Genomic DNA, 26,043 nt, shown 5'->3' with positions numbered 1-26,043 from the left:
CCCCGTCTCCTCGTGACCGTCCTCATAGGCTGTCCCTATGACTACGAAGACCAGTGAACTGCTCGCCGTCGCCGCGCCGCGTACGGCCGCGGTGGTGCGCGGCATCTCCGACGACCAGCTCGTCCTGCCCACCCCCTGTCCCGACTACACCGTGCGCGACCTGCTCGGCCACCTGTTCGACGTGGTGGTCAACTTCCAGGCGCTGGCCCGCCGGGAGGAGGTCGACTGGTCCGGCAAGACCGACCACCTGACCGACGGCTGGCGGGACCGGTTCGCGACCGAGGCGGCCCGGCTGACCGAGTCCTGGTCCGACCCGGCCACGCAGGAGGGGATCTCGCCCGGCATGGGACTGCCCCAGGAGACGGTCGGCATGATGGCCCTGATCGACCTCACCATCCACGGGTGGGATCTGGCGCGGGCCACCGGCAAGGATCTGAGCGTGGATCCCGCAGTGGTGGCGGCGGGGCACGAGTTCATGGACCGGATGGGCGACACGGGGCAGAAGATGGGCGCGTTCGGCCCGCCGGTGCCCACCGACGCGGCGCCGGACAGCATGGACGCGCTGCTCGGCCGGGCCGGTCGCGATCCGGCCTGGACCCGCTGAACCCCGACGGCCCGCGTGGTGCGCCGCGCGGGCCGTTCTTGACACCGCTATTCGCTCAGCGAATAGTAGGGCCGTGTCCACGTCGCACGTCCTGCTCGGGCTGCTCGCCGCCGGCCCGCGCCACGGCTACGAGCTGAAGCGCGCGCACGACGAGCGGCTGCCCCGCGCCCGTCCGCTCGCCTTCGGGCAGGTCTACGCGACGCTGGCCCGCCTGTGCCGCGACGGCCTCGTCGCCACGGCCGGCCAGACCCGCGAGGGCGGCCCGGACCGCACCTCGTACGCGCTCACCGACGACGGGCGTGCGGCCCTGGACCACTGGCTCGGCACCGTCGAGCCGCCGATGCCGTACGTGGCCAGCACGCTCTTCGCCAAGGTGGTGGTCGCGCTCCTGGTAGCCGACGTCGACCAGGCCCGCGCCTACCTGATCGCGCAACGGCAGGCGCACACGCAACGGCTGCGCGAACTGACCGCGCTCAAGACGGCCCCCGGCGCCCGCCTCGACGAGGTGGTCGCCGCCGACTTCGCCATCGCCCACCTCGACGCCGATCTCCGGTGGCTGCACACCACCCTGGACCGGGTCGCCGACTGGCACCGGGAGGTGCGCTCGTGACGTTCCTGCAAGCGCGCGGAGTCGTCCGCGCATACGGTCACACACCCGCGCTGCGCGGTGTGACGCTCGACGTGGCCGAAGGCGAGATCCTCGCGGTCACCGGCCCGAGCGGCTGCGGCAAGTCCACGCTGCTGCACTGCCTCGCCGGCCTCCTGCGCGCCGACGCCGGTCAGGTGACCTGGCGCGGGGAACGGATCGACACGTGGTCGGAGGCGGCCCGCTCGCGGCTGCGCCGTACCGAATTCGGGGTGCTGTTCCAGTTCGGTCAGCTCGTCGCCGAGCTGACCGCCGCGGAGAACGTCGCGCTTCCGCTGTTGCTCGCCGGCACGGGGCGGCGAGCGGCACGGACCGCGGCGCTGGCCTGGCTGGACCGGCTCGGCGTGGCCGACGTCGCCGACGCCCGGCCCGGTGAGATGTCCGGCGGGCAGCAGCAACGCTGCGCGATGTCCCGGGCGCTCGTCACCGAACCACGGGTGATCTTCGCCGACGAACCGACCGGCGCGCTCGACACGCTGGCCGGAGAGCAGGTGCTCGCCCAACTGGTCCGGCTGGCCCGCGAGCAGCGCACCACGGTCGTGCTGGTGACGCACGAGCCGCGCATCGCCGCGTACGCGGACCGGGAGGTGAGCCTGCGCGACGGCATGGTCGACCACACCGGGCTCGGGCTCGACCCGGCGCTGCCGAGCGGGTCACGGTGAGGCCGGGGACGCTGCTGCGTCTCGTGCTGGCGGGCACGCGCACCGACATCGCACGGGTGGTGCTCACCGCGGTGAGCGCGGCGCTCGCGACGCTGGCCGGGCTGGCCGCGCTCACAGTGCTGTCGGTGGTCAAGCCGCCCGGCGACGCCTGGACGCAGTCCGAGCAGTACACCAACGCCCTGCTGCGGGAACCCGGCCTGCGCCCCGGCGTGGCGTTCGCGTTGCTGCTGCTCTGCGTACCCGTGCTGGGGCTGGCCGGGCAGTGCGCCCGCCTCGGCGCGCCGGGCCGGGACCGGCGGCTGGCCGCGCTCCGGCTGGCCGGTGCCACCCCCGGGCAGGTCACCCGGGTCGCGGTCGCCGAGACCGGCGTGGCGAGCCTGATCGGCACCCTCGCCGGCCTGGCCGTCTTCCTGGCCGGGCGCCGGCTGCTGCACCGGCCCGACGCCGACGGGCGGCTGCCGCTGCCCACCGACGTGCACCCGGCCCCGGTGGTGGCGGCCGCCGTCGTGCTCGGCCTGCCGCTGGCCGCCGCGCTGGTCAGCGCGTTGCTGCTGCGGCGGGTCGCCACCACCCCGTTCGGCGTCGTGCGCAGGGTCCGCACCCGGGCGCCCTGGCCGTGGCCCGGCGTGCTCATCCTCGCCGCACTGGCGATGTTCGCCGCGATCCGCCCGCTCCTGCTCTGGTACGAGCGGCGTGGCGCCGTGGCACCGGACTGGCTGGTGCCGACGCTGCTGGTCGTCGGCGGGCTGACCGCGATGATCGGTGTCGTGTCCGGGACCGGCTGGATCTCGTACCACACCGGGCGGCTGCTGCACCGGCACGGACGCGGCCCGGCCGCGCTGCTCGCCGCCCGCCGGCTGGCCGCCGACCCGTGGGCCGGCAGCCGCACCTTCGCCGCGTTGCTGGCCGCGCTGATCTTCGGCGCCGGTGCCGCGGGGATGCGCGCCGACTTCCGGGCCCAGGCCGAGCTGACCCGCCGCACCGGTTCCGGACTGGCCGACCCGGACTTCTTCCTCGGCGCGATGGATCTCGTCGACCTCGCGGTCGTGGTGGCGATGGCGATCGCCGGCGGCGGGCTGCTCGTGGCGGTGGTCGAGGGGATCACCAGCCGGCGACGGGCGTACGCGGCACAGGTGGCGACCGGCGTGCCACGCGCCACCATCGGCCGGTCGCTGCTCTGGGCCGCGCTCGCCCCCGCCGTACCCGCGATCGGGCTCGCGTTGACGGTCGGCTACCTGCTGGTCCGGGGCGTCATGCCGGCACCGAGCAACGGTGGCTTCGCGCAGACGGTCTGCGACGCCGGTACGGAACTGTGCGGCGACCCGGCCACCGCGGCGCGGTACACCCGTACCGAATGGGTGCCGGAGACCACCATCCCGCCGGACGTACCGTGGGATCAGCTGGCCTGGCTCGCGGCCGGTGGGCTGGCGGCGGTGCTGGGCACGGTCGTGGCCGGCCTGCTGTTCCTGCGCGCCGCGACCTCGGTGGAGGAACTGCGCAGCACCTGAGCGGTCAGCGGCCGAGCAGCCCGGCGGAGCCGGCGACGGCCAGGCCGATCACCGTCGAACAGCAGCAGACCACGAGCGCGCCGGCGACCACCACGAGGAGCAGCCACGCCGGCGCACGTCGGCCCGGCTGCTCCTCGTCGCTCATCTGATCCGGAACGGGTCAGGCCCGGCCGACGCGGTCGAGGATCCAGGCGTTGACGAACGCCTCCTCGCGCCAGGAGTCGTACCGGCCGCTCGGGCCGCCGTGGCCCGCGCCCATCTCGGTCTTGAGCAGGTAGTCACCGGTCGGCGCGAGCGACCGCAGCCGGGCGATCCACTTGGCCGGCTCGTGGTAGAGCACGCGGGTGTCGTTGAGGCTGGTCACCGCCAGGATCGCCGGGTAGTCGGCGGCGGTGACGTTCTCGTACGGCGTGTACGACTTCATGTACGCGTACACCTCGGGGTCGTCGAGCGGGTTGCCCCACTCCTCCCACTCGGTGACCGTCAACGGCAGCGACGGGTCGAGGATCGAGGTGAGCGCGTCGACGAACGGCACCTGCGCGACGATCCCGGCGAACGCGTCCGGGGCGAGGTTCGCCACCGCGCCCATCAGCAGACCACCGGCCGAGGCGCCCCGGGCGACCAGCCGGTCGCTCGCCGTCCAGCCCGCCTTCACCAGGTGCCGGGCGCAGGCCACGAAGTCGGTGAACGTGTTCTTCTTGGCCAGCAGCTTGCCCTCGTCGTACCAGCGACGGCCCAGCTCACCGCCGCCCCGGATGTGCGCCACCCCGAAGATCACGCCACGGTCGAGCAGGCTCAGCCGGGCGATCGAGAACCACGGGTCCATGCTCGCCTCGTACGAGCCGTAGCCGTAGATGACGGCGGGCGCCGAGCCGTCGCGCGGGGTGTCGCGGCGGCAGACGAGCGAGATCGGCACGCGGGTGCCGTCGTCGGCGAGCGCCCAGTCCCGGTGCTGCTCGTAGTCCGCAGGGTCGTACGCGCGCCCGTCCGGCCCGGGGCGGACCGGCTTCTGCCGGCGCAGCGTCAGCTCGCGGGTCACCAGGTCGTAGTCGTAGACCGAGTCCGGGGTGACCAGCGAGGTGTAGCGCAGCCGGACCTCGTTCGTGCGGTACTCCGGGTTCGCGTCCAGCCCGACGCTGTAGATCGGCTCGGGGAAGTCGATGTCCCAGCTGTCGTCGCTGCCCACCGGCAGCACCCGCAGGCCGGTCAGGCCGTTGGCGCGCAGCGACACCACGAGGTGGTGCTCGAACGCGTCGACCGCCTCCAGCCGGGTGCCCGGTGTGTGCGGGATGAGCGGCTCCCACTCACCCGGCGCGTCCGCCGAGGTGTACGCGAGCGCGAAGTCCTCCGCGCCGTCGTTGTGCAGGATCAGGAAGCGGTGGCCGTGGTGCTCCACCGCGTACTCGATGCCCTGACGCCGCGGGGCCACGACGGCGGGCTCGCCGGTCGGGTTGGACGCCGGGATCACCCACACCTCGCTGGTGATCTTGCTGTGGACGTCGATGACCACGAAGCGCTCCGAGCGGGTCAGCTCGACGCCGACCCAGAACCGCTCGTCGTCCTCGGAGTAGACCACCACGTCCTCGGTGGACGCCGTGCCGACGGTGTGCCGCCAGACCCGGTTCGGCCGCCATGCCTCGTCCACCGTCACGTAGAACAGCGTGGACGCGTCGCTGGACCAGGCCGTGCCGTAGAACGTGTCCGGCACCTCGTCCGGCAGCGACTCGCCGGTGGTCAGATCCTTGATCCGCAGCGTGAACCGCTCGTCGCCGGAGAAGTCGGTGGAGTAGGCCAGCCAGCGTCCGTCCGGGCTCACGTCGAACGCGCCGAGCGAGAAGAAGTCGTGCCCCTCGGCGAGCTGGTTGCCGTCGAGCAGCACCTCCTCGCCGTCGAGCGGGGCGCCGTCCGCGCTGACCGGGGGCGCCGTCTCGCCCGGCCGGACCGCGCGGCGGCAGTGCACGCCGTACTGCTGACCCTCGACCGTGCGGGTGTAGTACCAGTAGCCGTCCTTGCGGGTCGGCACCGACAGGTCGGTCTCCTGGGTGCGCCGGCGCGTCTCCTCGAACAGCTCCGCGCGCAGCCCGGCCAGGTGGGCGGTGCGCGCCTCGGTGTACGCGTTCTCGGCGTCCAGGTACGCGATCGTGTCCGGGTCGTCCTTGGCGGCGAGCCAGGCGTACTCGTCGAGGACTGTGTCACCGTGATGGACGCGCTCGGTCGGGACGCGCTTGGCGACGGGCGGTGGGGTTTCGGTCACGGCGCCACGTTACCGGTCGCCGGGCCGCCGCCGGGCTCGCCCGCCGACCGAATCCCGCGACTCGCCGCCAGGCCTTTCGAACATGTGTACGATAACCGCCATGGCGGATGCGGCACGTTCCACCCACCGACTCGAAGCCCTCGACATCACCCGGAAGCTGGCCGCGATCTGCGGTGACCCGTTCGCCCGCTTCGCCGGCCCGGCCGACGAGGTGGCCGGCCGTACCGCCCGATGGGTGGCCGTGCCGGGCGGCCCGCACGCCGCGGCGGAGGTGTTGCGGCTGGCCGCCGCGCACGACCTGACAGTGGTGCCCCGCGGCGCCGGCACGAAGATCGACTGGGGTGCCGCCCCCGCGCAGGTGGACATCATGCTCGACACCGGCCGCCTCGCCGGGGTGTGGCACGAGCCGCGCGACGCGGCGGTGGCCGAGATCGGCGCCGGTACGCCGCTACGCGCGGTCCAGGCCACGCTCGCGCGCACCAACCGGCGGCTGCCGGTCGACGCGCCCTCGCCGGGCGCGACGCTCGGCGGGGTGCTCGCCGCCGACGAGTCCGGTCCGCTGCGTCACCGGCACGGCAGCCCGTGCGCCCAGCTCGTCGGGGTGCGCTACCTCGACGCCGACGGCGAGTTGGTGAGCGTCGGCGAGTCCGGCACGCAGGCGCTCGGCCGGGCCACCCCGGGCGGCGGTGGCCGGGCGAGTGGGCGCGGTCCGGCGGGCGATGGTGGCGGCGGTGCCGCCGGTGCCGGCGGTTCGGCGGGTGGTGGCGGCTTTGGACCCGGTGGCCCGGCGGACGGTCCCGGGTGGGGTGCCGGCGGTCCGGCCGGTGGCGCGGGCTGGGGTGCCGGTGGTGCGTTCGGCGACGGTCCGGGTGGCGGGGCCGCGATCCTCGGGCGGGGCGACGTGCCCGGGCTCGACGTGGCGCGGCTGCTCTGCGGCTCGCAGGGCGGGCTCGGCGTGCTGGTCTCGGCCACCATGCGGGTGCACGCCGTGCCGGCCGGGCGGCTCTGGGTGTCCCGTCCGGTGTGGACACCGCTCGAGGTGCACGACCTGGTCCGGGCCGTACTGGCCGCGGGCGTCGATCCGGCGGCCGTCGAACTGGACCTGCCGGTGCCGGTGCCGCTGCCCCGGCGTCGCATCCCGGCCACACACCCGTCGGTGGTCAACCGTCCCGACCATCCCGCCGTGACCGGACGACCCGCGGCGGGCAGCCTGGTGGTGTTGCTGGAGGGCGGCCCGGCCGACGTGACCGAGCGGGCCGAACGGCTCACCGCAGTCCTCGGCGCCGAGGCGATGGTCAGTCACCACGCGCCGGAATGGTGGGGGCGTTACCCGTTCGCGCCCGGCGACACCGCGCTGCGCATCGAGGTGCCGATCAACGACCTGCACGCGGCCGTCTACGCGTTGCGTGACGCCACCGGCGGCCCCGTGCCGGTACGCGGCTCAGCGGGCTCGGGCACCGTCCACGCCGCCCTGTCCGGCGCGCTGCCGCCCGAGCGGGTCGCCTCGATCCTCACCGCCGTCCGCAGTGTGCTGATCGCCCGGCGGGGCCGGTGCGTCGTGGTGGCCGCGCCCGCGGCGGTACGCCGTGCCGTGGACCTCTGGGGCGAGCTGCCCACGTTGCCGCGCCTGCGCAGCGCGAAGGCCCACCTGGACCCGCACCGCCGCCTGGCCCCCGGCCGCCTCCCCGGCGGCCTCTGACCAGCCCTCACGGCGGCCCGCTCTGCCTGCGCTACGGCGGATTCGCCGAGCTCTGGTGCGTCCTCCCCAGACGCCGGCCTGCCGACGTCCGCCCGCACCCGTGCCGGCACCTCGCTCGACGGCGCCACCCGCCGGGCGCCCCCGCCTGGCCGGGCGACCCGCCTGTCGGGGCGCCCCGGAACCGCACAGCCTCGGCGCCACCCGCGTCCCCGCCTCCCGTCCCGCGCGCCCTACCTCGCCCTGGTGATCAAGGACTTTGCGTCGGATTTCGCGCCCCCAGAGAACACAAACTCCTTGATCACCGCCGATGGGCGGGCGGGAGGGGGGCGAGGGCGGGCTGGAGCGCGACGGGAGGCGGCCTGAGGCGTCCGTGGCGTGCCGGAGGGCGTTGATCATGAAGTTGGCGGGGAGGAATCGGGCGAAGTGAGCGGTTAACTTCATGATCGACGGGGCCAGGCTCGGGACCGTGCGCGGGACGGGACCGGGACCGGGACCGGGTGGGAGCGCTAGGGGGTGTCGTTTCGGAGGACCAGGATGGCTATGTCGTCGCGCGGGGGCTCCACCGAGAAGGCGATGGTGGTGGCACGCAACCGGGCGGCCACGACGTCGGCCGAGTACCCGGCCAGCGGCGCCGCCGACTCGCGCAGCCGGTCGGTGCCGAACAGCTCCCGTCCGCGCCGCCGCTCGGTGACCCCGTCGGTGTAGAAGATCAGCGCGTCGCCGGGCTTGAGCGTCAGCTCGGCGGTCGGCGTGGTGATCGAGTCGAGCAGGCCCAGCGCCGTACCGCCGGCACCGACGAACGTCGCGCCGCCACCGCCGTGCAGCAGCACCGGGCGGTCGTGGCCGGCCAGGTGCAGCGAGACGTCGAGCTGGTCGCCGTCGCCGGGCGCGACAGCCGCCAGCGCCAACGTGCAGTAGCGCCCGCCGCCGCGCTCGACGAGCGTCTCGTTGAGCCGGCCGAGCACCTCGGGCAGCGGTTTGCCGTCGCCGACGAGCACCCGGATCACGTCCCGGACCAGCCCGGTCACGGCGGCGGCCTGCACGCCCTTGCCGGACACGTCGCCGACCACCACGAGCCAGCGGCCGTCCGGCAGCGGGAGCACGTCGTAGAAGTCGCCGCCGACCTCCGCGTCGTCGCCGGTCGGGACGTACTCGGCGGCGAAGCCGATGCCCTCGACCACCGGGAGCACCGGCGGCAGCAGCGACTGCTGGAGCGTCTGGGCGACCCGGCGGCGCTCGGCGTGGATGCGGGCGTTCTCGATGGCAAGGGCGGCCCGGCGGGCCACGTCCTCCAGCACCGACACCTCGTCCGGGTCGTGCCGGTGCCGCTGGTGCCGGCCCACGGCGAGCGTGCCGAGCCGCTGGCCACGGGCGATCAACGGCACGGCGAAGCCCTCCATCGGCCCGCCGAGCGGCACCTGGGCGGCGTTGCGGGACGCCTCGCGCAGCCGGGACTGGATCGAGTCCGGGCCGGTCTCCTGGAGGATCCGGTGCAGCTGCGGCAGCATCGCCTCGTCCGCGTGACTCGACGCGGCGAGCCGCAGCCGGCCCCACTCGTCGGTGGTGTGCACGGCGCACCACTGGCCGAGCCGGGGCACCACGAGCTGCGGGACGAGCGCCATGGTCAGCTCGACGTCCAGCGACTGGGCGAGCAGTTCACTGGCCTCGGCCAGGAACGTCAGCCAGGTGGAGCGGCGTACGTCGGCGCGGCGCAGCCGGTCGTTCTCCAGGTGCAGCGACAGCCGTTCGGCGGCCAGTACGGCGAGCGGCCGGGCGTACGCCGAGGGCGCCGCGTCCAGCTCCAGCTCGCCCGAGTACGGGCGGTGCACCGCCAGCGGTACGCGCAGCAGTTCGTTGCCATCGCGCGGCGGCCGGCCGTACCGGGCGAAGACCTGGGTGCCGAGTCCGTCGCCCCGGTCCAGCCGGACCGTGCCACCGGCGGCGCCCACCATCTCGGCGACCCGGGTCAGCAGCCCGGTGGCGAACTCGGGCAGCGGCTCGTCGGCGTACGCGTCGGGGGTGAGCTGCATCAGATCGCTCATGGCCGCGGCGCTCGGCGTACCGTCGCCGGTGCGTTCCGGTTCGGCGACCCGCAGCGGGCCGGCCGACGGCCGGGCGGACCCGCCGGGGCCGGACCGGTCCAGGCGGAACCAGACCCCCTTGCCGGTGGGCAGGTAGGTCGTGCCCCACCGGCTGGAGAAGTGGTCGACGAGCAGCAGCCCGCGCCCTCGGGCGGCCACCTCGGTGATGTCGGACGTGGTGTTGCGCACACCGACGATCAGCTCGTCGACCGGGCCGGAGGCGAAGTCGGTGACGGTCACGGTGAGGCCGTCGCGGTCGGTGTCGACCTCGATGTCCAGTTCGGTCCGCGCGTGTTCGACGGCGTTGGTGGTCAGCTCGGTGGTGAGCAGCAGCGCCTCGTTCAGCAGTTCGGGCAGCCGCGCTTCGAGCAGCATGGTGCGGACCAGCGCGCGGGCCGCAGCGGGGGTGCGGCGGTCGGCGGGGAGGCGGACCCGGCGGACGCGCTCGTCCGCGCCGCCGCTGGCCGGCCCTGCCTCCGCTGACACCTTCATATCCTCCACCGCGCCCACCCCGGGTGCCAAGCGTCCCGGCGAACCCGCCACCCGGGTTGATACCGCACGTGACGCGCGATCACACGCGGTGACCTCGACGGATCGCGCGGCACAATGATGGGATGGCCCGTGTGACCGCACGAGCCCGAGCGGAGCGAGGAACGATGGCCACGGTGAATCAGTCGGTGACCGCTGACCCGTCCGCGTCCGACCACGAGGTGCTCCTCGGCGAACTGGTCGAGGCGTTGCGCCGGGTGGGGCGCGGCGATCTGCGGGTGCGCCTGCCCCGGCGGGCGGGACTGCCCGGTGAGGTCGCCGACGCCTTCAACGACGTGGTGTCGTTGCAGGAACGGCAGCACCTGGACCTGCGCCGGATCAGCCGGATCGTCGGCCGCGACGGCCGGCTCACCGAGCGCCTGGACGACGAGGGCCTGGACGGCTCCTGGGCGGAGGGGCAGCGGGCGGTCAACTCGCTCATCGACGACCTGGGCCGGCCGACCACGGAGATCGCCCGGGTCATCGTGGCGGTGGCCGACGGCGACCTCTCCCAGCACATGGCGCTGGAGATAGACGGTCGCCCGCTTCGCGGTGAGTACCTGCGCATCGGCCGGACCGTGAACACGATGGTGGACCAGCTCTCGTCGTTCGCCGACGAGGTGACGCGGGTGGCCCGCGAGGTGGGCACCGAGGGCAAGCTGGGTGGCCAGGCCGACGTGCGTGGGGTGGCGGGCACCTGGAAGGACCTCACCGACTCGGTGAACACCATGGCGTCGAACCTCACCGGGCAGGTGCGGTCGATCTCCCAGGTGGCCACCGCCGTCGCGAAGGGCGACCTGTCGCAGAAGATCACGGTCGGGGCGCGCGGCGAGGTGGCCGAGCTGGCCGACACGATGAACTCGCTCACCGACACGCTGCGGCTGTTCGCCGAGCAGGTGACCCGGGTGGCCCGCGAGGTGGGCACCGAGGGCAAGCTCGGCGGCCAGGCCGAGGTGCCGGGCGTGGCGGGAACGTGGAAGGACCTGACCGACAACGTCAACTCGATGGCGTCGAACCTGACCGCTCAGGTCCGCAACATCGCGCAGGTGTCGACCGCTGTCGCCAAGGGTGACCTGTCGCAGAAGATCACGGTGGCCGCGCAGGGCGAGATCCTGGAGCTGAAGGACACCGTGAACACGATGGTGGACCAGCTCTCGTCGTTCGCCGACGAGGTGACCCGGGTGGCCCGCGAGGTCGGCATCGAGGGCAAGCTGGGCGGCCAGGCGCAGGTGCGTGGCGTCTCCGGCACCTGGCGCGACCTCACCGAGAACGTCAACCAGCTCGCCGGCAACCTGACCAGCCAGGTCCGCAACATCTCCCAGGTCTCCACGGCGGTCGCGAAGGGCGACCTGGGTCAGAAGATCACGGTGGACGCGCAGGGCGAGATCCTGGAGCTGAAGAACACCGTCAACACGATGGTCGACCAGCTCTCGTCGTTCGCCGACGAGGTGACCCGCGTGGCCCGCGAGGTGGGTACCGAGGGCAAGCTGGGTGGTCAGGCCCAGGTCAAGGGCGTCTCGGGTACGTGGCGTGACCTGACGGACAACGTGAACTCGATGGCGTCGAACCTGACCAGTCAGGTGCGGAACATCGCCTCGGTCACCACCGCCGTGGCGAAGGGTGACCTGTCGCAGAAGATCACTGTGGACGCCCGGGGCGAGATCCTGGAGCTGAAGTCCACTGTCAACACGATGGTGGACCAGCTCTCGTCGTTCGCCGACGAGGTCACGCGGGTGGCGCGCGAGGTGGGTACCGAGGGCAAGCTCGGCGGCCAGGCCCAGGTACGCGGCGTCGCCGGCACCTGGCGCGACCTGACCGACAACGTGAACTCGATGGCGTCGAACCTGACCGCGCAGGTGCGCAACATCGCCCAGGTGTCGACCGCCGTCGCCAAGGGTGACCTGTCGCAGAAGATCACCGTGGACGCGCAGGGCGAGATCCTGGAGCTGAAGTCCACTGTCAACACGATGGTGGACCAGCTCTCGTCGTTCGCCGACGAGGTCACGCGGGTGGCCCGTGAGGTGGGTACCGAGGGCAAGCTGGGTGGTCAGGCCCAGGTCAAGGGCGTCTCGGGTACGTGGCGTGACCTGACGGACAACGTGAACTCGATGGCGTCGAACCTGACCAGTCAGGTCCGCAACATCGCCTCGGTCACCACGGCCGTGGCGAACGGCGACCTGGGCCAGAAGATCACGGTGGACGCGCAGGGCGAGATCCTGGAGCTGAAGAACACCGTCAACACGATGGTCGACCAGCTCTCGTCGTTCGCCGACGAGGTGACCCGCGTGGCGCGCGAGGTGGGTACCGAGGGCAAGCTGGGTGGTCAGGCCCAGGTCAAGGGCGTCTCCGGTACGTGGCGCGACCTCACCGAGAACGTCAACCAGCTCGCCTCGACCCTCACCACGCAGTTGCGCGCCATCGCGCAGGTCTCCACGTCGGTGACCCGCGGCGACCTGACCCAGCGGATCAACGTGAAGGCGCAGGGCGAGGTCGCCGAGCTGAAGGACAACATCAACCAGATGATCGTCACCCTCCGGGAGACGACGAAGAAGAACGCCGAGCAGGGCTGGCTGGACTCGAACCTGGCCCGGATCGGTGGTCTGCTCCAGGGCCAGCGCGACCTCGGCGAGGTCTGCCGGATGATCATGCAGGAGGTGACCCCGCTGGTGGACGCGCAGCTCGGCGCGTTCTTCCTGGCGGACAGCTCCGAGGGCAGCATGCGGCTGCGGCTCACCGCCTCCTACGGGTACGTGGCACGCGGCCACGACGTCACGTTCGGCCCGGGTGAGGGACTGGTCGGGCAGGCCGCGCTGTCGCGCCGGACGATCCGGGTCAAGGCGCAGCCGGACGGGCGCCTCGTCGTACGGTCCGGGCTGGCCGACACGCCCCCGGCCGACCTGGTGGTGCTGCCGGTCCAGTTCGAGGGCGAACTGCTCGGCGTGATCGAGTTCGCCGGCGTGGCCACGTTCTCCGAGCTGCACCTGGCGTTCCTGGAGCGGCTGGTGCTCACCATCGGCGTCGCGGTCAACACCATCCAGGCCAACCGGCGTACGGAGGAGCTGCTGGCGCAGTCGCAGCGGCTGGCGCACGAGATGCAGGACCAGTCGGCCGAGTTGCAGCGCACCAACGCCGAGCTGGAGGACAAGGCGAAGCTGCTGTCCGAGCAGAAGGCCAACATCGAGACGCAGAACCGGGAGATCGAGCTGGCCCGCCTCGGCCTGGAGGAGAAGGCGCAGCAGCTCACCCGCGCGTCGGCGTACAAGTCGGAGTTCCTGGCGAACATGAGCCACGAGCTGCGTACGCCGCTGAACTCGCTGCTCCTGCTGGCCCGGCTGCTCGCCGAGAATCCGGAGCGCAACCTCAGCGCGAAGCAGATCGAGTTCGCGCGGACCATCCACGGCGCCGGGTCGGACCTGCTGTCGCTGATCGACGACATCCTCGACCTGTCCAAGATCGAGGCGGGCCGGATGGACGTGGAGCCCACCGAGATCCAGTTCGCCGAGATCCGCGGCTACGTCGAGCAGGCGTTCGCGCCGCAGGCCGAGGAGAAGGGCCTGGACTTCCAGGTACGGGTCAGCCGTGACCTGCCGCCCGCGCTGGTCACCGACGCCCAGCGGTTGCAGCAGATCCTGCGCAACCTGCTGTCCAACGCGGTGAAGTTCACCGACAACGGCGCGGTGACGCTGCGGATCGGCCCGGCGGCCGAGAACGCCGTCTTCGACGTGCCGGCGCTGACGAACGCGCAGCGGGTGATCGCGTTCACCGTGATAGACACCGGGATCGGGATCTCCGACGACAAGCTGTCGCTGATCTTCGAGGCGTTCCAGCAGGCGGACGGCACCACCAGCCGGCGCTACGGCGGCACCGGCCTCGGGCTGTCCATCAGCCGTGATCTGGCCCGCCTGCTCGGTGGCACGATCACCGTCTCGTCCGCGCCCGGTCAGGGTTCGACGTTCACTCTCTTCGTACCCGATGTGCTGGCGCCGGACGCGGTGGTGGCGCCGGCGCCACCGTCGCCGAGCCGCGCGGGCCTGCCGTCGTCGCTGCTCATGCCCATGGAGCTGCCGCAGCCGCAGGAGACGCCCGCGACCCGGCGCCTGGACGGCGTGACCGTGCTGATCATCGACGACGACGTGCGGAACGTGTTCGCGCTGACGTCCGCGTTGGAACTGCACGGGATGACCGTGTTGTACTCGGACAACGGGGCGGACGGCGTCCGCCAGCTCGCCGAGCACCCGGAGGTGGACATCGTCCTGATGGACGCCATGATGCCGGACCAGGACGGGTACGAGACGACCGCGCAGATCCGCCGCAACCACCGGTTCGCGGACCTGCCGATCGTGTTCCTGACCGCGAAGGCGATGCCCGGCGACCGGGAGTCGGCGCTCGGCGCCGGCGGCAGCGACTACATCACCAAGCCGGTGGACCTGGACGAGCTGATCGAACTGATGGCGTCCTGGATCGGCCGGAGCCGAGGCGAGGAGAACGCGTGACGCAGACGGCCAAGGCCCTGCTGGTGGACGACCGGCGGGAGAACCTGATGGCGCTGGAGGCGATCCTCCAGGGTCTCCCGGTGCAGTCGGTCGCGGTGGAGAGCGGCGAGGCGGCGCTCAAGCAGCTCCTGGTGGACGACTTCGCGGTGATCCTGCTGGACGCCCAGATGCCGGACATGGACGGCTTCGAGACCGCCACCCACATCAAGCGGCGCGAGCGCACCCGGCACGTACCGATCATCTTCCTGACCGCCGCGGACAAGGACGCCCAGCTCGCGCTGCGCGGCTACGCGGCCGGCGCGGTCGACTACCTGACCAAGCCGTTCGACCCGTGGGTGCTGCGGGCGAAGGTGACAGTCTTCGTCGACCTGTGGGTGAAGACGCGGCAGCTCGCCGCCCAGTCGGACCTGGTGCGGGAGCGGGATCTCCAGTGGCGGCACCTGACCGACGCGGTGGACGAGGCGACAGCGCTGCTGCGCTCCGACGACGACCCGTCGGCCCGGGACCGCGCGGTGGAGCTGCTGGAGCAGGCGCGCTGGGGCAACACCCGCTGACGGTTCAGCCGCCGGCCGGGCCGCCGTGCCCGGCCGCGGCCCGCCGGGCCCGCCAGCGGTCGCCGAGCGATTCCAGTTCCTCCTGTACGAAGAGGAAGAAGTCGCGCATCTCGGCGACCCGTTCACCGGCCGGGGTGCTGCGGCCGTGCAGCGCGTCGACCCCACCGGCGGCGATGTCGATGAAGTTCTTGTAGATCGTGGTCTTGGTGATGGTCGCCTCGTACCACGGGTTGTCGGGCATCCGGTAGCGGTCGCGCCGGGAGCCCTTGACCGGCTCGCGGACCAGCATGGCGAACTGGGTCAGGTAGCGCACCGCGCCGCTGACCGCCGCCGCGCTGACGCCGAGGCGCTCCGCGATCTCGCCCGCGGTGAGCGGGTCGTCGGCGCTCATCACCGTGAACAGGACCCGGGCGGCCATCCGGGGGAAGCCCACGTCGGCGAAGGCCATCGCCATCCGCTCGACGAAGAGGTGGACCTCTTCCTCGTCGTGGTGGGGCGGCACGTTCATGGTCGGCTCCTCGACGCTCACCCCGTGACCCTACAGTCTTCACAAGTTTGTGAAACGAGCGTAGCTTCTGAAGTATGGAAACGGCAATCGATGTGTCCGGCCTGGTGAAGACCTTCGGCCGCACCCGGGCTCTCGACGGGCTCGACCTGACCGTCCGCACCGGAGAGGTGCACGGCTTCCTGGGCCCGAACGGCTCCGGCAAGTCGACCACCATCCGGGTGCTGCTCGGCCTGTTGCGGGCGGACGCGGGGGCCGTCCGGCTGCTGGGCGGCGACCCCTGGCGGGACGCGGTGGCGCTGCACCGCCGCCTCGCGTACGTGCCCGGCGACGTGACGCTCTGGCCCAACCTCAGCGGCGGCGAGGTGATCGACCTGCTCGGGCGGCTGCGCGGCGGGCTCGACCCGAGACGCCGCGCCGAGCTGCTGGAGTCGTTCGAGCTGGACCCGCGCAAGAAGGGTCGCACCTACTCCAAGGGCAACCGGCAGAAGGTCGGCCTGGTCGCCGCGCTCGCCTCCGACGTCGAGCTGCTCATCCTCGACGAGCCGACCTCCGGGCTCGACCCGCTGATGGAGGAGGTCTTCCAGCACTGGGTCCGCCGGGCCCGGCAGGACGGGCGCACAGTGCTGCTCTCCAGCCACATCCTCGCCGAGGTCGAGGCCCTCTGCGACCGGGTGACGATCATCCGGGCCGGCCGGACCGTCGAGTCCGGCACCCTCGGCGACCTGCGCCACCTGCACCGCACCGCGATCGACGCCGAGGTCACCGCGCCGCTGGACGGGCTGGCCGACCTGCCGGGTGTCCACGACCTGCGGGTGGACGGGCAGCGGGTCCGCTTCGACGTGGACAGCGCGTCGCTCGACGCCGCGCTGCGCCGGCTCACCGAGCTGGGGGTACGCAGCCTGGTCAGCACGCCGCCCACGCTGGAGGAACTGTTCCTGCGGCACTACGAGACGGCGCCCGCCTCCGGCGTGGCGTCCTCCTCCGGCGTGGCGCGTTCCGAGACGGCGGACCGGTCATGAGCGCGCTCACCGGGACGCGCCACCTGGTCCGGCTGATCCTGCGCCGGGACCGCCTCCTGCTGCCGCTGTGGGTGCTGGTCCTCGCGGTGCTGCCGATGACGTACGCGGCCAGCTACTTCGAGCTGTTCCCGACCGCCGCCGAGCGGGCCGCGTACCTGGAGGGCACCGCCCGCAACCCGTCGATCGTCGCGCTGCTCGGCCCGGCCTACGGCGACAGCATCGGCGGGCTGACCGCGCAGCGCAGCGGCTTCCTGCTGCTCATCGTCGCGCTGGCGAGCCTGCTCACGGTCATCCGGCACACCCGCACCGAGGAGGAGGCCGGGCGGCGGGAACTGCTCGGCGGCAGCGTGCTCGGGCGGCACGCCGGGCTGACCGCCGCGCTGCTCGTCACGTACGCGGCCGGCCTGGTGCTCGGGCTGCTCACCGCCGCCGGCCTGGTCTCGACCGGGCTGCCGGTGGGCGGCTCGCTCGCGTACGGGCTGGTCACCGTGCTGACCGGTGTGGTCTTCGCGACGCTCGGCGGGCTGGCCGCCCAGCTCACCGAGACCGCCGGCGGGGCACGGGGCATCGGCCTCGCCGGTCTCGGCGCCGCGTTCGGGCTGCGCCTGGCCGGGGACACCGCCGGCAACGACTGGCCGAGCTGGCTGTCCCCGCTGGGCTGGGGTGCCCGCGTCCGGCCGTACGAGGGGGAGCGGTGGTGGGTGCTGCTGCTGCCGCTGGCGGCCACGGTGCTGCTCGCCGCGCTCGCGTACCCCGTCTCGGTCCGCCGCGACCTGGGCGCCGGCGTGCTGCCACCCCGGCTCGGCCCGGCGACTGCGCCCGGCGCACTGTCCGGTCCGTTCGGGCTGGCCTGGCGGCTGCACCGGGGGCAGATCCTCTGGTGGTCGGTCGGCTTCGGCCTGCTCGGGCTGATCCTCGGGGGCGCGGCCGAGGCGGCGGGCCGGTCGGTCGAGGGGAGCCCGCGGATGGAGGAGATCGTGGCCCGGCTCGGCGGGGCGTCCGGGATGGCCGACGCGTACCTGGGGGTCACGCTGAGCCTGGCCGGGCTCGCAGCCGCCGGGTACGGCATCCAGGCCGCGCTGCGGATGCGCGCCGAGGAGTCCGCCGGGCACGCCGAGCCGGTGCTCGCCACCGGGACGCGGCGTTCGGCCTGGCTGCTCTCACACGTGGCGTTCGCGTTGCTCGGCCCGGTGGTGGTGCTCGCGGTGACCGGGCTGACGACCGGCCTGACGTACGGCCTGAGCACCGGTGACGTGCCCCGCCAGCTGGGCCGCATGTTCGCCGCCGGCCTGGCCCAGGTGCCGGCCGCGTGGGTGCTGGCCGGGCTCGCCGTGCTGCTCTACGGCCTGCTGCCCCGGCTCGCGTCCGCCGCGTGGGTGGTGCTGGCGGTGTGTGTGCTGCTCGGGCAGCTCGGCGCCGTGCTGGAGCTGGACCAGTGGCTGCTGGACGTGTCCCCGTTCACGCACACCCCACAGGTGCTGCGCGACACGTGGACCCCCACCCCGCTCTACGTGCTGACCGCCCTGGCGGTGACCCTGGCCACAGCCGGTCTGCTGACCTTCCGCCGCCGCGATCTCCCCGTCCTCTAACCGCGTTGATCTTGCGCTTGCGGCCCCGACGAAGGGGACGAATCGCCCGAGCAAAGGGCCGCAAGTGCAAGATCGCGGGGGAGAAGCCCGAGGCTCAGGGGGTGGCTTCGTTGCGGATCATCAGGGCGCTGCGGAGGCCGGTGATGTCCAGGACGCGGATCAGGAAGTCGCCGACGTTGGTGAGCATCAGCAGGCACTGGGTGTGACTGGCCTTGCGGCTGAGCACCACGAGCGTGCCGAGGCCCTGCGAGTCGCAGAACGTGACCCCGGCCAGGTCGAGCACGATGCGCGGAGGCGGATCCGCCAGCACCTCGTTGACCACCGTCGAGAGCTGGGCGGCCGTGAGCATGTCGATCTCACCGGCCAGGCGAAGCACGGCTTCGTCACCCGTCCGGTGTACGGTGATGGACAGTTCGGCACGATCCACCCGGTCACCCTATCGCGATCTCGACCGACGGGCCTGTCGAGCGGATCGCCGTCGGCCCGCCGCGCCGCTCAGGCGGGTGAGCCTGGTAACCCCCGTCGCGGGGTGCCTGCCAGGCAGCACTCCGGCGCTGACACAATGGCCCCATCGTGACCGAGATGCATTCCGCCGGATCCGGCCGCTACCCGGCCGACGCCCCGGCCTCCGAGGCCCTGTTCGACCGCGCCAAGGCCGTCGTGCCCGGCGGGGTCAACTCCCCCGTGCGCGCGTTCCGTGCCGTCGGCGGCACCCCGCGCTTCATGGTCCGGGGGGAGGGTCCGTGGCTCTTCGACGCCGACGGCCGTCGCTACGTCGACCTGGTCTGCTCGTGGGGTCCGCTGATCCTCGGCCACGCGCACCCGGCCGTGGTGGAGGCGCTGCGCGAGGCGGCGGCGCTCGGCACCAGCTTCGGCACGCCGACACCGGGTGAGGTCGACCTGGCCGAGGAGATCATCGCGCGGACGCCGGTGGAGCAGGTCCGCCTGGTCAACTCCGGCACCGAGGCGACCATGTCGGCGATCCGGCTCGCCCGCGGCTTCACCGGCCGTTCCAAAATCATCAAGTTCTCCGGCTGCTACCACGGCCACTCGGACGCGCTGCTCGCCGCCGCCGGCTCCGGCGTCGCCACGTTCGGCCTGCCCGACTCGCCCGGCGTGACCGGCGCGGCGGCCGGCGACACCATCGTGCTGCCGTACAACGACCTGCGCGCGGTCGAGGAGGCGTTCGCCGCCGAGGGGCAGCACATCGCCGCGATCATCACCGAGGCCGCCGCCGGCAACATGGGCGTGATCGCGCCGCGCGACGGTTTCAACTCCGAGCTGGCCCGGATCGCGCACGTGAACGGCGCGCTGCTCATCGTCGACGAGGTGATGACCGGGTTCCGGGTGTCCCGCGCCGGATGGCACGGCCTCGACCCGTCCGACGCGGACCTGTGGACGTACGGGAAGGTCATGGGTGGCGGCCTGCCCGCCGCGGCGTTCGGCGGGCGCGCGGAGATCATGGCGAAGCTCGCCCCGGCCGGCCCGGTCTACCAGGCCGGCACGCTCTCCGGAAACCCGCTGGCCTGCGCGGCCGGGCTGGCCACGCTGCGGCTGGCCGACGACGCGCTCTACCGGCGGCTCGACGAGACCGCCGCCGCGCTGGGCAAGCTCACCACCGAGGCGCTGTCCGCGGCCGGCGTGCCGCACCGCCTCTCCACCGCGGGCAACATGTTCTCGGTCTTCTTCACCGACGCGGACGTGCACGACTACGACAGCGCCCGCACCCAGGTGGTGCCGGCGTTCAAGGCGTTCTTCCACGCGATGCTCGCCGCCGGCGTCTACCTGCCGCCGAGCGCGTTCGAGTCGTGGTTCGTCTCGACCGCGATCGACGACGCCGCGTGGGAGCAGATCGCCGCCGCCCTTCCGGTGGCGGCGCGGGCGGCGGCAGCGGCGGGAAGCGGGGGGTAACTCATGGCGGAGACCGTGGTGCACGTGTTGCGGCACGGCGAGGTGCACAACCCGGACGGCATCCTCTACGGCCGCCTGCCCGGGTTCCGCCTCTCCGAGCTGGGCGTGCAGATGGCCAAGGCGGCCGCGCAGGCGCTCGCCGACCGGACCGTGGTGCACGTGGTGGCCAGCCCGCTGGAGCGCGCCCAGCAGACCGCCGAGCCGATCGCGGCGCAGTTCGGCCTCTCCGTCGGCGTCGACGAGCGGCTGATCGAGAGCGCGAACTGGTTCGAGGGCAAGAAGGTATCGCCCGGTGACGGCTCGTTCCGCGACCCGCGCAACTGGTGGGTGCTGCGCGACCCGGTGACCCCGTCCTGGGGCGAGGCGTACCGGGCCATCGCCGAGCGCATGTTCGCCGCGCTGCACGCCGCCCGGGTCGCCGCCGAGGGGCGGGAGGCGGTGCTGGTGTCGCACCAGCTCCCGATCTGGACGCTGCGCCGGCACGTCGAGCGCAAGCGGCTCTGGCACGACCCGCGCCGCCGCCAGTGCGGCCTGGCCAGCCTCACCTCGTTCCACTTCGACGGGGCCAAGATCGTCGGCATCGGGTACTCCGAGCCGGCGGCCCACCTCGTGTCGATCTCGCCGACCGCCCGGACGGCCAAGGGGGCCTGATGCTCACCCGGAGGCTCGCCGCCGCCCTGCTCGCCGCCGTCACCGCCGGTACGGCGCTGGTCGGCTGTTCCTCCGGCAGCCAGGAGAGCCGGTGCGCGGCCGACGGCTCCACCGTCACCTGTGCCCCCGACCAGCGGTCCAAGACGCCGAAGGTGAGCGGTGAGCTGCTCACCGGCGGCAGCTACGACATCTCCCGCGACCGCGGGCAGGTCGTCGTGGTCAACTTCTGGGGCTCCTGGTGCGCGCCCTGCCGGGCCGAGGCGGACGACCTGGAGGCCACCTACCAGGCCACCAAGGGCTCCGGCGTGACGTTCCTCGGCATCAACGTCCAGGACAGCAAGGACAAGGCGATCGCCTTCGAGGAGGGCCGGGTCACGTACCCGAGCATCTTCGACCCGGCCAGCCGGCAGGCGCTGAACTTCGACATCCCGCCGAACACCACCCCGGCCACCGTCGTGCTCGACCGCGAGGGCCGGATCGCCGTGGTGATCCGGCGGGCCGTCACCCGTGACGAGCTGCGGCCGATCGTCGAGGACATCGCCGCCGAGTCGCCGCCGCCGAACGGCTCCCGCTGATGGGCGAGACGTTCCGCCAGCTCGCCGAGTCCGGCCCGCTGCTGCTCGCGGTCGGCGCGGCCGCGCTGGCCGGACTGGTCAGCTTCCTGTCGCCGTGCGTGCTCCCGCTGATGCCCGGCTACCTGTCGTACGTGACCGGCCTGGCCGGAACCGATCTGGAGGGCCGCCGCCCGGGCGCGCCGCAGCCGCCGGACCCACCGCCGACCGGGGGCGGCGTCGCCGTGGCGGAACGGACGCAGGCCCGGACCACCGCCGCCGTCAAGGGCCGCGTGCTCGCCGGCACGCTGCTGTTCATCGCGGGCTTCACCGTCGTGTTCGTCGCCACCGCGATCCTCTTCTCCGGCGTCGGCAAGCTCTTCTTCCGGTACGAGCGCACGCTGGAGATCGTCATCGGCGTGCTCGTGGTGGTGCTCGGCCTCGGCTACCTCGGGGTGATCCCCGGCATGCAGCGGGAGTTCCGCATCCGCTGGCTGCCCGCCGCCGGGCTGCTCGGCGCACCGGTGCTCGGCGCGGTCTTCGCGCTCAGTTGGCTGCCCTGCACCGGCCCGACGCTCGGCGCGGTGCTCGGCATGGCCGCCACCGAGGGTGGGACGGACCGCGCCGTGCTGCTCGCCGTGGCGTACTGCCTCGGGCTGGGGATACCGTTCGTCGTCTTCGGGCTGGGCTTCCAGCGCCTGCTCGGGGTGTTCCGCGCCGTCCGGCGCAACAGCCGCTGGGTGACCCGGATCGGCGGCGCGCTGCTGATCGCGATCGGCCTGGCGCTGATCACCGGCGGCTGGGTGAACGTGGTGATCTGGTTGCAGACGAACGTGGGCGTGGGCGAGGTGAGCATCTGATGACGACCGTGGACGACCGGCCGTCGACCCCACCCGCCCAGGCGCCCCGGCGGCGGGTCAACCCGGTGCTGGCCCTGCTGCGCAACTCGTGGCGGCAGCTCACCAGCATGCGTACCGCGCTGATCCTGCTGTTCCTGCTCGCCATCGCGGCCATCCCCGGCTCGGTGCTGCCCCAGCGCGGCGTCAACCCGGAACGCGTCGACCAGTGGTTCGTCGACCACCCCGACCTCGCGCCCCGGTTGAACCAGATCGGCGCGTTCGAGGTCTTCGGCTCGGTCTGGTTCTCCGCGATCTACCTGCTGCTGTTCACCTCGCTGATCGGCTGCATCCTGCCCCGCGCCCGCGACCACGTCCGCGCGCTGCGGATGAGGCCACCGGCCGCGCCGAGACGGTTCGACCGGCTGCCGCAGCACGCGGTGCTGGAGGCCCCGGCCGCCGCCGACCCCGAGGCGATCGCGGCGGTGCTGCGCCGCCGCCGGTGGCGGGTCACCGTGCGCGGCAACGAGGTCTCCGCCGAGAAGGGCTACCTCAAGGAGACCGGCAACCTGCTCTTCCACGTGTCGCTGGTCGCCGTCCTGCTCGGGGTGGCACTCGGTTCCTGGTACGGATGGCACGGCAACCGCATCCTGGTGGCGGGCGAGGACAACGCGTTCTGCAACACCCGCCAGCAGTACGCCGAGGCGTCGCTCGGCCCGCGCGTGGACAGCTCCGACCTGCCGCCGTTCTGCCTGACGCTGGAGAAGTTCGAGGCCGACTACCTGCCGTCCGGGCTGGCGTCCCGCTACTGGGCCACCGTCAAGGTGGACGAGCCGGGCGGCGCGGAACGGACCGCAGGGTTCTCGGTCAACTCGCCGCTGCGGCTCGGCTCGGCGAACGTCTACCTGCTCGGCAACGGCTACGCGCCGCTGCTGAAGTACACCGACAAGTACGGCCGCAGCCAGACCAGCGAGGCGCCGTTCCTGCGCACCGGCGACTCCAACGCGACCGAGGAGGGCGTGGCGATCTTCCCGGACGCCAACGTCGACCCGAAGACCGGCGCGCGTGCCCCGGACCAGCAGATCGCCTTCGACGGGCTCTACCTGCCGACGGCACCGGAGAGCGCGCCGTACGTGGCGTCGCAGTACCCGGCCGAGCGGAACCCGGCGGTGAACCTGACCGCGTACCGGGGCAACCTCGGGCTGGACGCGGGCATCCCCGGCTCGGTCTACGCGCTGGACCGGCGGCAGATCGACGACGGCAAGCTCAAGGAGATCGGCACCAAGCTGCTGCGGCCGGGCGAGAAGTGGACCCTGGACGACGGCAGCACGCTGGAGTTCGTCGGCAGCAAGCCGTACATCACGCTCGCGGTCCGGCACGCGCCCGGGCAGACGTTGCTGCTGGTGGCGAGCGGCACGCTGCTGCTGGGCCTGATGGGCTCGCTGTTCGCCTGGCGGCGCCGGGTCTGGTTCCGGGTTTCGCCCCCCGAGGGGGGATCTCCGACGAGCGGTAGTAGTTTGGTGGAGGCCGGTGGGCTGCCGCGCACCGAGCACCCTGGGTTCGCCGACGAGTTCGCGCAGCTCGTCGCCGCGGTGAGCGGTGACGCGCCGGACGCACGGCGGGCGCGAGAAGGAGACGACTGATGTCCGCACTCTCCGACCAGCTGGTCGCGTTCGCGATCCTGGCGTACCTGATCGCGATGATCAGCCACGCCGTGGAGTTCGCGCTGGGCAACGCGCGGAAGGTGTCCGCGGCCGCACCGGCGCGGAAGCTGGTCGGCGCGGGCGTCGGCGGAGCCGGCGGCACGGTCGACGAGCCGGCCGCCCCGGCGACGCCGCCGCGCCCGGACCGCACCGGCGCGCGGGCCGTGCTGGCCGGCCGGATCGCCGCCTGGCTCACCGTGCTCGCCGCCGCCGTGCACCTGGGCGCCGTGGTCACCCGGGGCCTCGCCGCCGACCGGATGCCCTGGGGCAACATGTACGAGTTCGTGCTGACCGGCACCTGGATCGGGGTGGCGGCCTGGCTCGTGGTGCTCTGGAAGCAGCCGTGGCTGCGCCGGCTCGGGCTGTTCCTGACGCTGGTCATGGTGCTGCTGCTGGCCTTCGCCGAGCTGAAGCTCTACGTGCCGATCGAGCCGCTGATGCCGGCGCTGCAGTCGTGGTGGTTCATCATCCACGTCTCGACGATCATCTTCGCTTCGGGCATCTTCCTGCTGGGCGTGGTGCCCGCTGCCGCGTACCTGATGCGGAACGGCTGGGAGCAGGGGCGGCGCAGCTTCCCGTACACCCTGGCCCGCCGCCTCCCGGAGGCGGCCGGGCTGGAGCGGCTGACCTTCATGCTGCACGCCTTCTCGTTCCCGATCTTCACCTTCGCGGTGATCGCGGGGGCGATCTGGGCCGAGGCGGCCTGGGGCCGCGCCTGGGGCTGGGATCCCAAGGAGACCTGGGCGTTCATCTCCTGGGTGGTGTACGCGGGCTACCTGCACGCCCGGGCCACGCCGAGCGTGAAGCGCAACGTGGCCACCTGGATCGCCGTCGTGGGCTTCCTGACCGTGATGATGAACCTGTTCGGGGTCAACTTCTTCTTCACCGGTCTGCACTCGTACGCCGGGGTGGAGTGACCGGGCGACCGCTCAGCACCTCGTCCACCCGGCGCGTGACCTGGTAGGCCACCTCCGGAAGGTCGGCCAGTTCGAGGCGGTCCGCCCGCAGCGCGAACTGGGCGTGCAGCTCGCGGGCCACCGCGTCGCGGATCTCTGCCTGGAGCGGGCTGAGGCCGTCGGGGTCACCCACCACGTACGCGTCATCCATCCGTCGATGATGAACCGCCGTCGGCGAAGCTGTCAGTGACGAAGTCATCCGCCGAACCAGCCGGGGACGTCGAGGCGGAACACGTCGGCCGGGACCATCCGGCGCAGGTCGTCCTCGATGGCGGCGACCCGCTCCGCGCCGAGCGTGGCCGCCCAGCGGTCGCGTAGCTCGTCGAAGACGACTGCCGAGCGGTGCAGGCCGTCGCGGCCCTTCGCGGTCGTCCGGACGAGCTTGCGGCGGGCGTCGGCGGGGTCGTCCACGCGTTCCAGGTAGCCGAGCGCGACCATCCGGTCCACCGTCTTGCCCGCGGCCTGCTTGGAGACGCCGAGGCGTTGCCCGAGGTCGGAGGCGGTGGTGCCGGCCGGGCCGACGGCCTGGAGGACGAAGCCGTGGGCGGGGCGCAGCTCGGGGTGCCCCTGGCGGGCCAGCTCGGCGTGCAGGTCGTCGATCAGCGTACGGAAGCCGGCGAGCAGGAGCAGCGGCAGCGCGAAGCCGGGGCGGTCAGGCGTTGCCATGTTCGACAACCGCGTTTACTATTTCGTCAACCACGTTGACCATCTTACGAGAGGGGCCCCGTCATGTCCCGCTTCACCGCGTACGAGCCGGACACCGCGCCCGCCGCCGCCCGCCCGGTCATGGCCGGGGTACGCCGCACACTCGGCCACCTGCCCGCCGCCGTGAGCCTGATGGCCGGCTCGCCCGAACTGCTCAAGGGCTTCCTCGCCGCCAACGCCGCGTTCGAGGCCACCGACCTCGACCCGGTCGCCCGCGAGGTGGTCGTGCTGACGGTCGCCACGCGCAACGGCTGCCACCTCTGCGTGGCCATGCACACCGCGACGCTGGTCCGGCACGGCGCCGCGCCGGAGCTGATCGAGGCGCTGCGGACCGGTGCGGCGCTGCCCGATCCCCGGCTGGAGGCGCTGCGCCGGTTCACCGTCGCCGTCCTCGACCACCGGGGCGCGGTCCCCGACGCCGACCTGGACGCGCTGCTCGCCGCCGGATGGCAGCCCCGGCACGCGCTGGACGTGGTGCTCGGCGTCGGCACGTACACGATCTCCACGTTCGCCAACCGGCTCACCGATGCGCCGCTCGACGCGCCGCTGGCCCCGTACGCCTGGACGCCCGCCCTCTGTTGACCG

The 26,043-nt window shown here is 72.9% G+C and carries 23 protein-coding genes; 16 read left to right on the top strand and 7 right to left on the bottom strand.

Features of this window, described 5'->3' with window-relative positions; all coding sequences use genetic code 11:
* Positions 1-37 precede the first annotated feature (37 nt).
* From V6U82_RS22320 to V6U82_RS22305, 4 genes are all read left to right on the top strand, one after another.
* Positions 38-604: a TIGR03086 family metal-binding protein gene (locus V6U82_RS22320; RefSeq protein WP_334464180.1), complete on the top strand. Its 567-nt coding sequence runs from the start codon at positions 38-40 to the stop codon at positions 602-604.
* A 73-nt stretch (positions 605-677) separates the two neighbouring features.
* Positions 678-1,214: a PadR family transcriptional regulator gene (locus V6U82_RS22315; RefSeq protein WP_120572135.1), complete on the top strand. Its 537-nt coding sequence runs from the start codon at positions 678-680 to the stop codon at positions 1,212-1,214.
* Positions 1,211-1,912, top strand: a complete 702-nt coding sequence (locus V6U82_RS22310; protein WP_334464177.1) for an ABC transporter ATP-binding protein — start codon at positions 1,211-1,213, stop codon at positions 1,910-1,912. The genes V6U82_RS22315 and V6U82_RS22310 overlap by 4 nt, the downstream gene beginning before the upstream one ends.
* A complete protein-coding gene (locus tag V6U82_RS22305; protein ID WP_334464175.1) occupies positions 1,909-3,420 on the top strand; it encodes an FtsX-like permease family protein in 1,512 nt (503 codons plus the stop codon). Before V6U82_RS22310 ends, V6U82_RS22305 begins: the two co-directional genes overlap by 4 nt.
* Positions 3,421-3,424: 4 nt before the next feature.
* Here the strand turns inward: V6U82_RS22305 and V6U82_RS22300 are convergent, their stop codons facing one another.
* Both V6U82_RS22300 and V6U82_RS22295 read right to left on the bottom strand, forming a co-directional pair.
* Positions 3,425-3,565 carry a hypothetical protein gene (locus tag V6U82_RS22300; RefSeq protein WP_252451919.1) on the bottom strand — a complete coding sequence of 47 codons (141 nt, stop codon included), beginning with the start codon at positions 3,563-3,565 and terminating at the stop codon, positions 3,425-3,427.
* Between the two features lie 15 nt (positions 3,566-3,580).
* Positions 3,581-5,674 (bottom strand): S9 family peptidase, encoded by a 2,094-nt coding sequence (locus tag V6U82_RS22295; RefSeq protein ID WP_334464172.1) that lies wholly within the window; start codon positions 5,672-5,674, stop codon positions 3,581-3,583.
* A 100-nt stretch (positions 5,675-5,774) separates the two neighbouring features.
* Between V6U82_RS22295 and V6U82_RS22290 the strand changes: the two genes are divergently transcribed.
* Positions 5,775-7,373 (top strand): FAD-binding oxidoreductase, encoded by a 1,599-nt coding sequence (locus V6U82_RS22290; RefSeq protein WP_334464170.1) that lies wholly within the window; start codon positions 5,775-5,777, stop codon positions 7,371-7,373.
* Positions 7,374-7,879: 506 nt separating this feature from the next.
* On the opposite strand, the gene V6U82_RS22285 is transcribed toward V6U82_RS22290, so the two are convergent.
* Complete coding sequence (locus V6U82_RS22285; protein WP_128138853.1) at positions 7,880-9,940, bottom strand: SpoIIE family protein phosphatase; 2,061 nt, start codon at positions 9,938-9,940, stop codon at positions 7,880-7,882.
* Positions 9,941-10,110: 170 nt separating this feature from the next.
* On the opposite strand from V6U82_RS22285, the gene V6U82_RS22280 reads away from it, so the two are divergent.
* Together V6U82_RS22280 and V6U82_RS22275 are read left to right on the top strand one after the other, a co-directional pair.
* Positions 10,111-14,475: a HAMP domain-containing protein gene (locus V6U82_RS22280; RefSeq protein WP_194802085.1), complete on the top strand. Its 4,365-nt coding sequence runs from the start codon at positions 10,111-10,113 to the stop codon at positions 14,473-14,475.
* Positions 14,472-15,029 (top strand): response regulator, encoded by a 558-nt coding sequence (locus V6U82_RS22275; protein WP_128137300.1) that lies wholly within the window; start codon positions 14,472-14,474, stop codon positions 15,027-15,029. The genes V6U82_RS22280 and V6U82_RS22275 overlap by 4 nt, the downstream gene beginning before the upstream one ends.
* A gap of 4 nt (positions 15,030-15,033) precedes the next feature.
* Here V6U82_RS22275 and V6U82_RS22270 read toward each other — a convergent pair whose 3' ends face one another.
* Entirely contained in the window at positions 15,034-15,558 is a 525-nt protein-coding gene (locus V6U82_RS22270) for a GbsR/MarR family transcriptional regulator (RefSeq protein ID WP_258544891.1), read from the bottom strand.
* 53 nt (positions 15,559-15,611) lie between these two features.
* Between V6U82_RS22270 and V6U82_RS22265 the strand changes: the two genes are divergently transcribed.
* Both V6U82_RS22265 and V6U82_RS22260 read left to right on the top strand, forming a co-directional pair.
* Entirely contained in the window at positions 15,612-16,556 is a 945-nt protein-coding gene (locus V6U82_RS22265) for an ABC transporter ATP-binding protein (RefSeq protein ID WP_128137299.1), read from the top strand.
* Positions 16,553-18,145, top strand: coding sequence for an ABC transporter permease (locus V6U82_RS22260; RefSeq protein WP_334464165.1), 1,593 nt, complete (start codon positions 16,553-16,555; stop codon positions 18,143-18,145). Before V6U82_RS22265 ends, V6U82_RS22260 begins: the two co-directional genes overlap by 4 nt.
* Positions 18,146-18,239: 94 nt before the next feature.
* Here V6U82_RS22260 and V6U82_RS22255 read toward each other — a convergent pair whose 3' ends face one another.
* Positions 18,240-18,572 carry an STAS domain-containing protein gene (locus tag V6U82_RS22255; protein WP_013283540.1) on the bottom strand — a complete coding sequence of 111 codons (333 nt, stop codon included), beginning with the start codon at positions 18,570-18,572 and terminating at the stop codon, positions 18,240-18,242.
* 155 nt (positions 18,573-18,727) lie between these two features.
* Here V6U82_RS22255 and hemL point away from each other — a divergent pair, with 155 nt between their 5' ends.
* The 6 genes from hemL to ccsB are packed head-to-tail and all read left to right on the top strand — an operon-like array spanning position 18,728 to position 24,714.
* On the top strand, positions 18,728-20,056 hold the full coding sequence (hemL, locus tag V6U82_RS22250; protein WP_442933457.1) for a glutamate-1-semialdehyde 2,1-aminomutase: 1,329 nt from the start codon (positions 18,728-18,730) through the stop codon (positions 20,054-20,056).
* Positions 20,057-20,059: 3 nt separating this feature from the next.
* Positions 20,060-20,707 carry a histidine phosphatase family protein gene (locus tag V6U82_RS22245; RefSeq protein ID WP_013283542.1) on the top strand — a complete coding sequence of 216 codons (648 nt, stop codon included), beginning with the start codon at positions 20,060-20,062 and terminating at the stop codon, positions 20,705-20,707.
* Positions 20,707-21,282, top strand: a complete 576-nt coding sequence (locus tag V6U82_RS22240) for a TlpA family protein disulfide reductase (protein ID WP_128137297.1) — start codon at positions 20,707-20,709, stop codon at positions 21,280-21,282. Before V6U82_RS22245 ends, V6U82_RS22240 begins: the two co-directional genes overlap by 1 nt.
* On the top strand, positions 21,282-22,118 hold the full coding sequence (locus V6U82_RS22235) for a cytochrome c biogenesis CcdA family protein (RefSeq protein ID WP_128137296.1): 837 nt from the start codon (positions 21,282-21,284) through the stop codon (positions 22,116-22,118). Before V6U82_RS22240 ends, V6U82_RS22235 begins: the two co-directional genes overlap by 1 nt.
* Positions 22,118-23,737, top strand: coding sequence for a cytochrome c biogenesis protein ResB (resB, locus tag V6U82_RS22230; protein ID WP_334464159.1), 1,620 nt, complete (start codon positions 22,118-22,120; stop codon positions 23,735-23,737). Before V6U82_RS22235 ends, resB begins: the two co-directional genes overlap by 1 nt.
* On the top strand, positions 23,737-24,714 hold the full coding sequence (gene ccsB, locus V6U82_RS22225; RefSeq protein ID WP_334464157.1) for a c-type cytochrome biogenesis protein CcsB: 978 nt from the start codon (positions 23,737-23,739) through the stop codon (positions 24,712-24,714). The genes resB and ccsB overlap by 1 nt, the downstream gene beginning before the upstream one ends.
* Here the strand turns inward: ccsB and V6U82_RS22220 are convergent.
* Positions 24,680-24,904, bottom strand: a complete 225-nt coding sequence (locus tag V6U82_RS22220) for a hypothetical protein (protein WP_128137411.1) — start codon at positions 24,902-24,904, stop codon at positions 24,680-24,682. The genes ccsB and V6U82_RS22220 overlap by 35 nt on opposite strands.
* Positions 24,905-24,948: 44 nt before the next feature.
* Complete coding sequence (locus V6U82_RS22215) at positions 24,949-25,419, bottom strand: MarR family winged helix-turn-helix transcriptional regulator (RefSeq protein ID WP_128137412.1); 471 nt, start codon at positions 25,417-25,419, stop codon at positions 24,949-24,951.
* A 63-nt stretch (positions 25,420-25,482) separates the two neighbouring features.
* Here V6U82_RS22215 and V6U82_RS22210 point away from each other — a divergent pair, with 63 nt between their 5' ends.
* Positions 25,483-26,040 (top strand): carboxymuconolactone decarboxylase family protein, encoded by a 558-nt coding sequence (locus tag V6U82_RS22210; RefSeq protein ID WP_334464154.1) that lies wholly within the window; start codon positions 25,483-25,485, stop codon positions 26,038-26,040.
* Positions 26,041-26,043: the final 3 nt, after the last annotated feature.

Source organism: Micromonospora sp. CPCC 205554, from assembly GCF_036902745.1.
Taxonomy (GTDB): Bacteria; Actinomycetota; Actinomycetes; order Mycobacteriales; family Micromonosporaceae; genus Micromonospora; species Micromonospora tulbaghiae.
This window is presented reverse-complemented; position numbering and strand designations above follow the sequence as displayed.